General features: G+C 63.9%; 14 protein-coding genes. 10 read left to right on the top strand and 4 right to left on the bottom strand.

Annotated features, from left to right (window positions below):
* Positions 1-147: 147 nt before the first annotated feature.
* Genes NMB96_RS10890 through rlmM form a run of 3 tightly spaced genes read left to right on the top strand, consistent with a single transcriptional unit; the run spans position 148 to position 2204 of the window.
* Positions 148-564 (top strand): hypothetical protein, encoded by a 417-nt coding sequence (locus NMB96_RS10890; protein WP_255086871.1) that lies wholly within the window; start codon positions 148-150, stop codon positions 562-564.
* On the top strand, positions 564-1124 hold the full coding sequence (locus NMB96_RS10885) for a nucleoside deaminase (RefSeq protein ID WP_023902961.1): 561 nt from the start codon (positions 564-566) through the stop codon (positions 1122-1124). Before NMB96_RS10890 ends, NMB96_RS10885 begins: the two co-directional genes overlap by 1 nt.
* 36 nt (positions 1125-1160) lie before the next feature.
* Positions 1161-2204 carry a 23S rRNA (cytidine(2498)-2'-O)-methyltransferase RlmM gene (gene rlmM, locus NMB96_RS10880; protein WP_023902960.1) on the top strand — a complete coding sequence of 348 codons (1044 nt, stop codon included), beginning with the start codon at positions 1161-1163 and terminating at the stop codon, positions 2202-2204.
* A 272-nt stretch (positions 2205-2476) separates the two neighbouring features.
* Here the strand turns inward: rlmM and NMB96_RS10875 are convergent, their stop codons facing one another.
* Positions 2477-3586: a Gfo/Idh/MocA family protein gene (locus NMB96_RS10875; protein WP_023902959.1), complete on the bottom strand. Its 1110-nt coding sequence runs from the start codon at positions 3584-3586 to the stop codon at positions 2477-2479.
* Positions 3587-3848: 262 nt separating this feature from the next.
* Between NMB96_RS10875 and NMB96_RS10870 the strand changes: the two genes are divergently transcribed.
* From NMB96_RS10870 to NMB96_RS10840, 7 genes are all read left to right on the top strand, one after another.
* Positions 3849-4751 (top strand): SMP-30/gluconolactonase/LRE family protein, encoded by a 903-nt coding sequence (locus NMB96_RS10870; protein WP_023902957.1) that lies wholly within the window; start codon positions 3849-3851, stop codon positions 4749-4751.
* A gap of 82 nt (positions 4752-4833) precedes the next feature.
* Positions 4834-5556 carry a hypothetical protein gene (locus NMB96_RS10865; protein ID WP_023902956.1) on the top strand — a complete coding sequence of 241 codons (723 nt, stop codon included), beginning with the start codon at positions 4834-4836 and terminating at the stop codon, positions 5554-5556.
* A gap of 144 nt (positions 5557-5700) precedes the next feature.
* A complete protein-coding gene (locus NMB96_RS10860) occupies positions 5701-6099 on the top strand; it encodes an EF-hand domain-containing protein (protein ID WP_183086867.1) in 399 nt (132 codons plus the stop codon).
* Between the two features lie 461 nt (positions 6100-6560).
* The gene (locus NMB96_RS10855; RefSeq protein ID WP_006449019.1) at positions 6561-7034 is read left to right on the top strand and encodes a MarR family winged helix-turn-helix transcriptional regulator; all 474 of its coding nucleotides are present in this window, start codon (positions 6561-6563) and stop codon (positions 7032-7034) included.
* A gap of 34 nt (positions 7035-7068) precedes the next feature.
* Positions 7069-7896: a p-hydroxycinnamoyl CoA hydratase/lyase gene (locus NMB96_RS10850; protein ID WP_006449020.1), complete on the top strand. Its 828-nt coding sequence runs from the start codon at positions 7069-7071 to the stop codon at positions 7894-7896.
* 83 nt (positions 7897-7979) lie between these two features.
* Entirely contained in the window at positions 7980-9449 is a 1470-nt protein-coding gene (locus NMB96_RS10845) for an aldehyde dehydrogenase (protein WP_255086870.1), read from the top strand.
* 147 nt (positions 9450-9596) lie between these two features.
* Entirely contained in the window at positions 9597-11075 is a 1479-nt protein-coding gene (locus NMB96_RS10840) for an AMP-binding protein (RefSeq protein ID WP_255086869.1), read from the top strand.
* Positions 11076-11273: 198 nt separating this feature from the next.
* Here NMB96_RS10840 and NMB96_RS10835 read toward each other — a convergent pair whose 3' ends face one another.
* The 3 genes from NMB96_RS10835 to NMB96_RS10825 all read right to left on the bottom strand — a co-directional run bounded on the left by NMB96_RS10835 (position 11274) and on the right by NMB96_RS10825 (position 13608).
* Positions 11274-12275: a LysR substrate-binding domain-containing protein gene (locus tag NMB96_RS10835; protein ID WP_043888995.1), complete on the bottom strand. Its 1002-nt coding sequence runs from the start codon at positions 12273-12275 to the stop codon at positions 11274-11276.
* 66 nt (positions 12276-12341) lie between these two features.
* On the bottom strand, positions 12342-12701 hold the full coding sequence (locus NMB96_RS10830) for a protocatechuate 3,4-dioxygenase (protein WP_255086868.1): 360 nt from the start codon (positions 12699-12701) through the stop codon (positions 12342-12344).
* 10 nt (positions 12702-12711) lie between these two features.
* Entirely contained in the window at positions 12712-13608 is an 897-nt protein-coding gene (locus NMB96_RS10825) for a gallate dioxygenase (protein ID WP_255086867.1), read from the bottom strand.
* Positions 13609-13637 lie beyond the last annotated feature (29 nt).

Here is a 13637-nt window from a genome sequence, read left to right as displayed (position 1 = left end):
CCCCACTGACCAACCACTTCATCAACAACTACATGGTCTAGAACGTGGAGATCCAAACCAGGCAGCGGTGACTGACCCACGTCTTGCCACACTCCGCACATCAGGGGCTTACCATGGCAGCTCACATGTCCTGATCGGAGCGGCCGCATGTCCCGTCTTTTGTCCCGGTGTCTGAGCAGCTTTGTGTTGCTGGCGTGCCTTGTCTCGATCGGCTGCGTGGCCGCACCACCAACCGATGCAACCACGCCGCCTCCGGCCACCGGCTCGGCAAGCGGGCCGGCAACCGGCAAGCCGATCACCGTCACCACCACCTGTCGCACCGATGCCGATTGCACCGTGAAGAACGTCGGCAACTGCTGTGGCGCATTTCCCGCCTGCGTCAACGTCGACAGCGCCACCGACCCCAAAGGCGTGATGGCGCAGTGCCAGGCCAGCGGCATGATGAGCGTGTGCGGCTTCCGCGAGATCAGCGCCTGCCAGTGCGTGGCCGGGCAATGTGCCGCAAAGGACGCCCAGGCCGATACACTGCGCCCCGCTCCCCCCTCTACCGAAACGGTCCACTGATGCTTTACGCGCAAGTCCACCTCACGCTGCCAGACTGGATCCACGCGCATGTCGACGACAGCCGCGCCTATCCCAGCGACGCCGACAAGGTGGCGCTGGCGATCGAGCTGTCGCGGATGAACGTGCAGGAACGCAGCGGCGGCCCGTTCGGCGCGGTCGTGTTCGGCCCGGATCACCGCATCATCGCTGCGGCAGTGAACCGCGTGGTGCCGCAGACCACCTCGCTGGCGCATGCCGAGAATATGGCCTACATGCTCGCGCAGCAGCGCCTGCAGACCCCGCGCCTGAACGACGTGCTCTCACCGGTGACGCTGGCCACCTCTGCGCAGCCGTGCTGTCAGTGCTACGGCGCCACGGTGTGGGCCGGCATCGACCGTCTGTTGATCGGCGCACGCGCCGAAGACGTGATGGCATTGACCGAATTCGACGAAGGCCCGCTGCCCGCCGATTGGGTGGGCGAACTCACCCGCCGCGGCATCGAGGTGGTGCGCGACGTGCATCGCGACCAGGCCTGCGCCGTGCTGCGTAACTATGGCGAGGGCGGCGGTGACCATTATTGATCTCGCACGCCTCGATCAAGCACGCCAGGCACTGCGATGAGCGGCCTGCTGTGTTATTGCCGCCAAGGCTTCGAGCCGGAGCTGGCCGCCGAGTTGAGCGCACGCGCCGCATTCGTCGGCATCGCCGGCTATGCGCGCACGCAACGCAACGATGGCTATGTGTTGTTCGTCTGCGATGAGGCCGCACAGCTGGCCGCCAAGCTGCACTGGCGCGAGTTGATCTTCGCGCGGCAGAAGCTGGTGGTGATTGCCGAGCTGAAAGGCATCGACCCCAAGGACCGCATCACGCCGATCCTGGCCGCACTGGAAGGGCAGCAGCGCTTCGGCGATCTATGGGTGGAACACCCGGATTCGGACGCGGGCAAGCCGCTGGCAGGGCTGGCACGCAGCTTCGGCAATGCGCTGCGTCCGGCCTTGCGCAAGGCCGGCCTGCTCACCGACAAACCGCAGCCGCGCCAGGCACGCCTGCACATCTGCTTTCTCGATGGCGACCACGCCCTGCTGGCGGTGGCCGACAGCGCCGACAGTGCGCCGTGGCCTCTGGGCATTCCACGTTTGAAACTGTTGCCGGAGGCGCCATCGCGCTCGGCGCTCAAACTCGACGAAGCACTGCTCACCCTGCTCACACCCGAAGAACGCGAAGCGCTGGTCAAGCCAGGCATGCGCGCGGCCGATCTGGGCGCCGCGCCTGGCGGCTGGACCTGGGTGCTCACGCGTCAGCACGTGCATGTCACCAGCGTCGACAACGGCCCGGTACGCGAGCATGTCCTGGAAACCGGTCTGGTCGAGCATCTGCGCGCCGACGGGTTTCATTGGAAGCCTGCGCAGCCGCTGGACTGGATGGTCTGCGACATGGTCGAGCAACCGCGTCGCGTCGCCGAACGCATGGCCACCTGGATCCGCGAAGGCTGGTGCCGCAATACCATCTTCAATCTCAAGCTGCCGATGAAAAAGCGCTGGGACGAAACCCGCCTGTGTCTGGATCTGTTTGAGCAACAGTCCGAGAAATCGCTGATCGTGCGTGCCAAGCAGCTGTATCACGATCGTGAGGAGATCACGGTGCTGGCGATGCGGGGTTAGGAGCTGGGATTCGGGAATCGGGATTGGGGAATCGTAAAAGCGCGGATTGGTGGCGTTGTTATTGCGGTGGGTGCTGGCGGGTGTCGCGTGAGTTGGTGTGGTGATTCACCTGCGCCAGTCGCGCTGATGGCAGTCCGGTGTAATTGCTGGGCAGCCGCTTTCGGTGATGGACTGCACGGCCCTTGGGGACTTCATCGTGGCAGGCTGGTGCGCGCCAGCCTGATCGTTTCGCTTCGGCGGGCAGCTCCGTCGATTGACGGAGCTGGGCGCGATCAGAGCACGATTCGCTTGCTGCCCTCGCGGGCCGAGCGGTAGATCGCATCGACGATGCGGATGTCGCGCAGGCCTTCTTCGCCCGGCGCACGCAGCGGAGTGCCGTTGATGATCGCCAGTGCGTCTTCGTCCATTTGCAACGCCTGCTGGTGCGGCACCTTGGCGTCAAACACGCGCCCGTCGCTGGCCTTGCCGGTCACGCCCTGATAGCTCTGGAACGGCGACAGCTCGTACCAGCCGCGCTCGCACTCGGCGCGCAGCACATTCATGTTTTTGCCGAAGCTGGTCTTGCACTCGGCGCGCACCGCATTGGGGAATTCCAGGGTGAAGTCCATATGCTCGTCGACTTCGTCGAACAGGTCGGGACGATCGGTCCAGCGCTTGGCCGTCACCGCAAGTGGTTCGGTGCCCACCGTGTAGCGCGCGGCATTGAGCGGATACACACCCATGTCGTACATCGCACCGCCGCCGAATTGCGAACGCAACCGCCACGGACGATCGGCCTTGGTCGCATCGTGATAACCGTTGTAACCGGCCTCGGCACGCACACGCTGCATCGCGCCGAACGGCTTTTCGCTGGCCATCGCAATCAGGCGACGCGTATTGGGCTCGTGCTGCATGCGGTAGCCGATCGTCAATGCCACCTTGTTACGTTTGCAGGCCTTGATCATGGCCTCGCATTCGCCGGCGTGCATCGCCATCGGCTTTTCGCACCACACATGCTTGCCGGCCGCCGCCGCGCGCAGGGTCAGCGGCGCATGCAGATGGGTTGGCGTGACGATGTACACCACGTCGATCTCGTCGTTGTCGGCGATGCGATCGAAGTTCTCGTAGTTATAGACGTTGCGATCGGCGATGCCGTACTTGGCCTGCCACTGCGGAATCTTCGAGGGAGTGCCGGTGACGATACCGGCCAGTTTGCAATGTTTGGTCAATGCCAGACCCGGCGCGAGTTGTTCGCTGGCATAACTGCCCAGGCCGGCCAACGCCACATTCAGCGGTTTTCCAGGCTTTTTCTTCGGCAATGCCCAGCCGGGCGCAGCAAGCAGAATGCCTGCACCGCCGAAGGCAGCGAGCAAGCGGCGACGTGTGATCGATTCCACGGACATGCAAACCTCCTTCGCAAGATGAGAGCGGCTGACACAGCCAGCGCGCGCAATCGTCATTTGACGACGACGCACTCAACCGGAGTGCCAGCGGATACATGCCGCACCGCGTCCCAATCGCGCCGCCCGAAGGTGGGCGCCATCGTGAAACTGGTCGCCGTCGGCCAATGCTGCCCCGGCACCTTACTTGATCGTGCGTGATCACAGCCATGGTCGCGGCGCACGTTCTGGCACACTGCTAACGATCCCATCTGGAGCATGCCGCATGATCGCTGTCGCACGCCGTCGTTTCCTTCCCTTGGCGTTGCTGTTGTCCAGCTCGCTCGCGGTTGCCGCCGATGCGCCCTTCGTTGCGCGCGACCTGATCGGCGATGGCGCCTTCACGCATAACGCCGAGGGTCCAGCAGCCGGGCCAGATGGCGCGCTCTATGCGGTGAATCTGGGCAAGGATGGCACCATCGCACGCATCGTCTTGCACGCCGATGGCAGCGCAAAAGCGGAGGTCTTTGTGACCTTGCCCGAAGGCAGCACCGGCAACGGCATCCGCTTCCGCGACGGCGCGATGTATGTGGCCGATTACACCGGCCACAAGATTCTGCAAGTGAACATGCAAACGCGCGCAGTGAGCACCTTCGCCGCGCTGCCCGATGCCGATGGCCCCAACGATCTGGCACTCGCACCCGATGGCAGCTTCTATGCAAGCGACCCGAACTGGAAGGACAACAGCGGGCGCCTGTGGCAGATCAGTCGCGAGGGCGTCGTGCAATTGCTGGAAGCCGGCATGACCACGCCCAACGGGCTGGACGTCAGCCCCGACGGCAAGCATCTCTACGTCAACGAAAGCATATCGCGCAAGGTGTGGGTGTACGACCGCGTCGACGGCGCATTGCGCAACAAACGCCTGCTGATCCAATTCCCCGACTTCGGCATGGACGGCATGCGCTGCGATGCCGACGGCAATCTCTACATCGGCCGCTACGACGCCGGGCAGATTGCGATTGTCTCGCCACAGGGCAAGTTGCTGCGTACGGTCGCACTGAAAGGCCGCAAGGCCAGCAATGTCGCGTTCGGCGGCACCGATGGCAAACAGGTGTTCGTCACCTTGCAGGATCGCGGCGCAGTTGAAACGTTCAGATCCGATCGCCCGGGGCGCGAAACCGGACGCTGAAACTGCTGCCCGCGTCGCATTGGTTCTCAGGTCGCGCAACAGCGTCCTGGCATCCTGCAGATCACCTGTAGAGGACTCCCCCATGCAACCGATCGAACTCAAGGACGCAGCCGCCTTCGGCAACGAATTCCTGCGCCTGACCCTGCTGCAGGGCTTCCAGTCGCTGACCAAGCGCGATCTGGAATTGCTGATCTTCGTGCTGCTAGAACGCGACGGCGCCATCTCGCGCAACAGCTCCAACGCGATGGTAGCGCTGCACCTGCGGGTGACCTCGGCCAAGGTCAAGGCCTTGCGCCGCGACGGCTATGCGCGCTGGCGCTCGCTGGTGCCCGAAGAGGGCGATGCGGCGATGCAGCGCATCGTCGCCAACGTGCTCACCGAAGACAATCTGCGCTCCGGTGCCAAGCACGTCAGCGAACGCAGCCGCAAGGAAGGATTTCTGGCCGTGCGTATCGAACACCCGGACGATGCGCAGCAATTCGAGCAGGCCATTCTCGATGTCGGCGCCCTGCCGGTGTACGAGCGTAATCGCGAAGTGGTTGCGGTGCGTTTCGACACGCTGCTGAAGATCGCCGAACGCTGGGGCTATCTGCAACCGGATCCGCAGGCCACCGTGCGTGAACTGCAAAAGCTCACGCCCACCGCTGAAGAAGTGGGGGATCTGTTGAAGAAGGACATTGCGCAACTACGGTGGGAAGACGTGCGGCGCGCACTCAACAGTCTCGGTGCCAAGGCCGTGGCCAGCACCGCCGAGGGCGGCTTGAAGGGATTGTTGAAGATCGTGTTTCCGTTCATTCCTGGCTGAGTAGGACGCACAGTGGCGTGTCACCCGGTGGCGTGCGATCACCGTGGCGACACGCCATGCATCATGGCTCATCACCAACGCAGATCCTCGCAAGGGACGCCACACGTTCTAGACTTGCGGGCTGTTCCACATCAGGGGGATCTGATGACCATCACCACCCGCATCACCGTAACGACCATCTTGCTGCTTTTGGGCAGCAACGCTTTCGCGCAACAGACGCCCGCACCCGCCAGCAGCATACCGCTGGTCGACGTTCCCAACGTCATTCGCACCCAGTCGCTGTCCAGCGGCGACGTCACCCACCAGACTCAGTTGGAGCGCCCACGCGGCGAATCCAGCGTGATCGTGCGTTCGATCCAACCCAGCAGCGTGGTCGGCAGCTACCGCATCGACTTTCAGGCGATGGATACCGATGGCGACGGCCGCATCAGCCGCGCCGAAGCGCAGGCCAACCCCGCGCTGGCCGACGAATTCGATGCGCTAGACACGCGCCATAGCGGCCACCTGACCCGCGAACAGCTCGCCGGCTGGTTGATCCAGTAACCAAGAGCGACCAACAAAACCTGCCAAACGCCGTAGCGATAGCGGCAAGTGTTTGCCACACGCGCCTTCGTTGACAACTGGTGTGATGTCAAAAATGGAAGTGACACTCTTCGGATCGAAAAGGACCGATCAGACCGCACCTCATCGAACGGCCGCAAAACGCACACTGCTCGCAACCAAGCTCACCGACCACCTCCACTGGTCCTTGCCCGCCCACCGTCGCGGGACCTTACGCGGCATGGATGCCGCGTAAGAGCCTACACGGACGTACTTGCGGCGTGTCCCGCGACGGTGGGCGGGCAAGGACCCTGCAGCCAGCCTGCAGATCAGTCGCTCACACGAGCCAACACACCGCCGCTACGCCATCGCGCACCGCGCTTCGTTTGTCGTCGCATCTGCCTCTTGCAGCGCCCGCTTTGGTCGGCTAGATTGTATTTAACGGATACAATTTGGATGGATCGATGACCGCTCGCCTGGCACTTGCCGCTGACCTTGGCTACCAACTGCAACTGGCCGCATTGGCGTCCAGCCATGCCGCGCGCCAGGAGCTGGCCGAGCTGCAGCTCACCCCGGCGCGCGTCACCGCGTTGATCCATATCCGCGACCAGCCCGGCTGCGACCAGACCGAACTCGGTAACCGCCTGCTGGTCAATCGCGCCGCCGGCATGAAGATCGCCAACCTCCTGGCCGAGCAAGGCCTGATCGAACGCCTGGCCGGTCGCGATCGGCGCAGCAAGGGCCTGTACCTCACGCCATCGGGCGAACGCACGCTTGCCATGGCGCAGGCCTGCCTGGCCCGCGCGGTCGAGCGCACCTGCAGCGATCTGCAGGCCTCCGAGCGACAAACACTGCTGCGCCTGCTGTGCAAATTAAACGCCAGCGCCGCACTGGAACGGGCCGGCGTGGCAGACACCGCGCTGACCGAAGAACTCTGATCCCCGCACCATTACGACTCCAAGGAGACGCCGCTTGAACGAGCATGACGTGGTATCGGTCCGCATCGAAAACCGCATTGCCTGGGTGAAGTTTGCACGCCCCGACAAGCGCAATGCGATGAGCCCGGCGCTCAATCGCCGCATGATGGATGTGCTGGACGAGCTGGAATTCGACGACAACGTCGGCGTACTGGTGCTCGGTGGCGAAGGCACCGCCTGGTCGGCCGGCATGGATCTGAAAGAGTATTTCCGCGAAACCGAAGCCCAGGGCCTGCGTGGCGTACGCCGCTCGCAGCGCGAATCCTACGGCTGGTTTCGCCGCCTGCGCTGGTACCAGAAGCCGACCATCGCCATGGTCAACGGTTGGTGTTTCGGTGGTGGCTTTGGCCCGTTGTTCGCCTGCGATCTGGCGATTGCCGCCGATGAAGCGCAGTTTGGCCTGTCGGAAATCAACTGGGGCATCCTGCCCGGCGGCGGCGTCACCAAGGTCGCGGTGGAACTGTTGTCCATGCGCGATGCGATGTGGATGACGCTGACCGGCGAAATGGTGGACGGCAAGAAAGCTGCCGAATGGCGCCTGGTCAACGAAAGCGTGCCACTGGAACGGTTGGAAACGCGCACCCGCGAAGTGGCCGAGTTGCTGCTCAAGAAAAACCCGGTCGCACTGAAATACGCAAAAGATGCAGTGCGCCGCGTCGGCACCATGACCTACGACGAAGCCGAAGATTATCTGGTGCGCATGCAGGAAGCGGCCAATTCGTTCGACAACAACGCCCGCAAGGAAGGCATCCGTCAGTTCATCGACGAGAAGAGCTACAAGCCCGGCCTGGGCGAATACGACCTCACTAAAAACAGCGCCTGAGTAACGCCTACGGCGTCTGACGCGATGCGTGCAGCACACGCATCGCTGGCGCTGCCAGTGGTTTTTCGCACCGAGGAGGCAGTATGGAAGCCTTGTCCGCAACCCTGCGCGGGATCGCCGCGCGTGGGCCGTTGGGTCTGTTCATCGATGGTCAGTGGCGCGCCAGCACCGGCGATCGCCATGTCGATGTGATCGCGCCGCACACCGAAGAGCGCCTGCTGCGTTACACCGAACCCTCCTCTGCCGATACCGATGCGGCAGTCGCTGCTGCGCGTGCCGCGTTCGACACCGGCCCCTGGCCGCAACTGTCGCCGCCCGAACGTGGCGTGGTGCTCAAGCGCATTGCCGAACACCTGCGTGCACGCATGCCGGAACTGGCCGAGGCCTGGACCGGCCAGGTCGGCGCCACCATCGGCTTCAGCCGCCGCGCCTCGCAGCAAGCGCCCGGCCTGTTCGATTACTACGGCGACCTGATCGCCACCCATCCGTTCGTGGAGCCGCGTACACGCGCCAACGGTGGCCGCGTGCACGTCGTGCAGGAGCCGGTCGGCGTGGTCGCAGCGATCACGCCATGGAACGCCCCATTGGTGCTGCTCTGCTACAAGGTCGCCGCCGCATTGGCCGCCGGTTGCACCGTGGTGGCCAAGCCCTCCCCGGAAACGCCGATCGATGCCTACATCCTGGCCGAATGCATCAGCGCCGCCGGTGTCCCCGATGGCGTGTTCAATCTGTTGCCGGCCGGTCGCGAGGTCGGCGAACAACTGATCGGTCATCCGCAGGTGGACAAGGTGAGCTTTACCGGTTCCACCCAGGCGGGCCGAGCGATCGGCGTTGCCTGTGCGCAGCGGTTAGCGCGGGTCGGGCTGGAACTGGGCGGCAAATCCGCAGCGATCGTGCTCGACGATGCCGATCTGGCCAAGGTGCTGCCCAGCCTGGTGCCCTACTCCATGCCGATCACCGGCCAGGTGTGCTTCGCGCTCACCCGCGTGCTGGTGCCGGCGCAGCGGCGCGAAGAGATCCTGCAAGCCTATTGCGCGGCATTGAGTGCGCTCAAGCTCGGCGACCCGTTCGCTGCCGATACCGGCATGGGCCCGTTGGCGCTTGGCCGCCAGCTCGAGCGCGTGCAGTCCTACATCGCGCAAGGCAGCGCCGAGGGTGCGCGCCTGGTCATGGGTGGCGGTCGTCCGACCCACTTGCCGCGCGGTTTCTTTATCGAGCCAACAGTATTTGCCGAGGTGACACCGGACATGACCATCGCTCGCGAAGAGATCTTCGGCCCGGTGGTCAGCTTTATCGATTATCACGACGACGCCGACCTGATCGCCAAGGTCAATGCCAGCGACTTCGGTCTGCACGGCACGGTCTACAGCGAAGATCCCGAGCGCGCGTATCGCATCGCACGCCGTGTGCGCAGCGGCAGCCATTGCATCAATGGCATGTGGGTGGATATCGAGATGCCATTCGGTGGGTTCAAGAATTCCGGTATCGGCCGCGAAGGCGGTATCGAAGGCCTGCACGCATTTCTTGAAACCAGGACCATTTATCTCAGTTAGAGCGTCCATCGACACAGCGACGCGTCCGCTACATAAACGCTCGCTACGTTCTGTTGGCCACCTCTGTCAGCCACGTTCAACCTTCAGCTCTCAGCAGTCGCACTCACGCCAGTCACTCCCCAACTCCGCACTCCGGAAGACCGCGCCATGACCATGCCGACCGACTCGATCGCTTTTCACGCCCGCCTTGCGCCACACACGCTCGCCGCACGCGACCTGTTGCTCGGCGCGCAATGGACCTACGCCGAGCTCGATGCGTTGATCGGCCGCTTCGCCGCGTTGCTGCAAGCGCGCGGTTGTGTGGATGGCGAACGCGTGGCGGTGCTGGCACGCAATTCGGTCTGGCAGGTGGCGCTGCATTTCGCCTGCGGGCGGGTCGGCGCGATCTATGTGCCGCTCAACTGGCGATTGAGTGCGGGCGAGTTGGATGCCTTGTTACTACGTGCAGAGCCGCATCTGTTTTTAGGCGATGACGTGGCCGCCGGGCGCGCCGATGTCGTGCCACTGATCGACTTTATCGAAGAGGCCAACGCACACGAACCCGCCGACACCGCGCCTATTCCGCCCGATCGCGTCAGCCTGATCCTGTTCACCTCCGGCACCTCGGGCCAGCCCAAAGGCGTGATGCTGAGCGAGCAGAATCTGCAGCAGGTGGCGCACAACTTCGGCGTCACCACCCGCGTGGATGCGACCAGCAGCTTTCTGTGCGAGGCGCCGATGTTCCATATCATCGGTCTGGTCACCAATGTGCGCCCGGTATTGGCCGTCGGCGGCTCGATCCAGGTGTCCAGCGGCTTCGAACCAAAACGTACCCTGGGCTGGCTGAGCGATCAATCGCTGGGAATCACCCATTACGTCGGCGTGCCGCAGATGATGCAGGCCTTCCGCAGCCAGCCCGGTTTCGATGCGGCCTCGCTGCGTCACCTGACCGCGCTGGTCAGCGGCGGCGCGCCACATGCCAGCGAGGATCTGCTCGGCTGGTTGGACGACGGCATCCCGATGGTGTGCGGTTTCGGCATGAGCGAGGCCGGCACGGTATTCGGCATGTCGGTGGACTGCGCGGTGATCCGCAACAAGCTCGGCGCGGTCGGCATTTCGACACCGGCGGTGCAAACGCGCGTGGTCGATGGCGATGGCAACGACTGCCCGGCCGGGGTCCCCGGCGAGCTGTTGTTGCGCGGGCCCAATCTCAGCCCCGGCTATTGGCGCGACCCGCAGGCAAGCGCCGAAGCGCTCGATGAGCACGGCTGGTTCCGCAGCGGCGACATCGTACAGCGCGATGCAGATGGTTTTTTCTGGGTCGTCGACCGCAAGAAAGACATGTTCATTTCCGGCGGCGAGAACGTCTATCCGGCAGAAATCGAAGCCGTGCTCGCCGAGCATCCGCAAGTGCGCGAATGCGCGGTGGTGGGCATCGCCGACCAGCAGTGGGGCGAAGTCGGTTATCTGGCAATCGTGCCCACCGATGAGGCACCGGATCTGGACCAGATCCGCGCCTATCTGGTCGAACGCCTGGCCAAGTACAAGGTGCCCAAACACCTGCGCGTCGTCGAGACGCTGCCACGCACCGCGACCGGCAAATTGCAGAAGGGGCGTTTGAAAGAGGCGTTGGCGAATGAGGCGTGACATGCGTTGGGCGCGTGCTGCGCCCAACCATCTTCAAGCCATCAATTCAGCGGCCGGATGCGGACGACTTGGCCGCACACGACCTGGCCGCGCACAACAAAACGGGCGGCCTGGGCTACCCGTTGCTCGCTTGCATCAGACCCACAGCGCAGTGATGGACAGCACGCATCAAGCCCTTACCACGGCACTTTCAGTCGATTACGCAGACGCGTCCAACAGCATGTCGTCTTCGCCGATCTGCTCATCCACCCACACCGCACCCTGCTCGGCCATCACCCCCAACTGGTGCTCCAGCTCGCGCATCAGCAAGCGCACGCCGGGTTTATGGATCGCTGCGCCATCGCGATAGATCACCCCGCCCGCCCGCGCCTGCGAGGGCTGCTGCAACTGGAACGCGCGCAGCTCGCCACGTGCGATATCGCCTGCCACCATCATGCTCGGCATCACCGCAATGCTGTCGGTACCGAGCAAAATCTCGCGGGTGAAACTGGCCGAACTGGAACGCAACTGATCGCGCGTGGCCAGGCCGTGTTCGCGCATCACCTGGGCCACGTCGCGCTCCACATGCTGGCTCAACGTCGGCAGCACCTGCCGGTAGGCCGCGGCTTCGGCAATGCGCACCGGGCCGTTGGCAAACAAGGGGTGATCGCTGCGTGCGACCAAGGCGATCGGATCCTGGTACAGCACCTTGCGGATCAGCGCATCGTAACGGGCCAGCGGATACAGCCGGCCCACGACCAGGTCGATCTCGTTGCCGGCCAGCTTGGGCAGCAACTCGTCGGTACGCCCGTGCAGCAGGCGCACCCGCAACGTTGGCTCGGCGCGGTACAACGCGGCCAGCACGGCCGGCAACAATCCGCTTGCCGCCACCGGCAATGCGCCCACCGTGATGGTGAGCGCATCGTCCTGCAGCAGACCCTCGAAGGTATCTTGCGCACGCCGTAGCTGGCCAAGAACGACATGCGCGGTCTGTACCAGCACCTCGCCCATCGCATTGGGGCGCACGCCGCGCGAATGGCGCTCGAACAACGGCGCGCCGACGATCTCTTCGATCTCCTGCAGGGCACGCGTCAATGCGGGCTGGGTGACGTTCAATACGCGTGAGGCGCGCAACAGGCTTTTTTGCCGGTCCAGCGCCTCGATGACACGTAGATGCCGGACCTTGATGCGGTGTTCGAAGAACACAGAGGACATGGTCATGGGGAGGACCTTACGTTTGGGAAGTCGGGTGAAGCCGCGCTGCGGCACAGGGCCGACGCGTGCAGATCAGCGTGCATCGGGCACACGCCGCGTCTGCATGAAGTCTTCGAAAGATTCGCCGCGCATGATGGCGTAAACCTGCAGATTGGTCATGCGCACCACGCGTGCAAATTTCTCGATCACAAAAAAATTGGCGCCATACTGCACCAGGCCGAGCCAGTCGCGCGCACGGATCAGCGCTTTTTCCTGCTCGGTGAGCTCGGCTTCCTGCATCAGCATTTCGGCATCCTGCAAAAAACGATCGCGCCAAGGGGCGCGGATCATGTGCCAAAAGAAACGATTGATGCGCAGCGCGCGGTTGCTGGTGCGCAGATCGAACACATAGGTGCCGCCGATCTGCTCCATGCCCTGTACTTGCGGATTCATCGTCAGGTCCTCATGCCGCATTCGCGGTGTGTGCGAGCAACTCTGCCGAGCGCAGCGCGCCGGCGGCTTCTTCGCCAGGCTCGTACAGCACCACGGTCATCGCAGTGGTGGTCATCAGGTAGTAGTTCTGATGCAGCTTGCGGATCGGCCCGTCCAGAGCACCACGCATCGCCAGCCACATGATCTGCTCCACGCTCTCGGCACCGCCCAGGCGCACGTAATCGGTGTGGGTCAACTCGGTCAGCGTTTCCGGCGCATGCTGGAAGCGATCCAGAAACTCCATGTCCCACTCGGTGTTGTTGAAGCCGGTGCGTTCGCCATGGATCTGGTGCGAGAGCCCGCCGGTGCCCACCACCACCACCTTGAGATCTTCCGGATAGGATTCGATCGCGCGGCGCATGGCCTGGCCCAGGCGGTAGCAGCGGCGCGCGGTCGGCAGCGGGTACTGCAGCACGTTGATGGCGATCGGCACCACCGTGCCCGGCCAGTCCGGCACGTGCGGCCACAGCAGCGGCAATGGCGCCGCGCAGCCGTGGTCGATGGGCTTGTCCTGGAACACGGTCAGGTCGAATTCGTCGTTGACCAGGCATTCGGCGATATGCGCCTGCAGCTGCACATCGCCGCGGATCGGCGGCAGATTGCGCAGCCCCGCACCTTCGTCGGCGACCGGAAAGCGCTCGCCGATGCCCAGTGCGAAGGTCGGGTACAGGTCGAAGAAGAAGGTCGTGCAATGGTCGTTGTAGAAAAACACCAGCACGTCGGCCTGTTGTTCGGCCAACCAGGCGGCCACCGGTGTGTAACCGTCGAACAGCGGCTTCCAGTGCGGATCCTGCTGCTTGCCCTTGTCGTAGGCCACCCCGATGGTGGGAACGTGCGAGGTTCCGATGCCGCCGATGATGCTTGCCATGTTGCACTCCTGCGACGCTGGCCGGCCGC

Source organism: Xanthomonas hortorum (assembly GCF_024339125.1).
Classification (GTDB): domain Bacteria; phylum Pseudomonadota; class Gammaproteobacteria; order Xanthomonadales; family Xanthomonadaceae; genus Xanthomonas; species Xanthomonas hortorum.
This window is presented reverse-complemented; position numbering and strand designations above follow the sequence as displayed.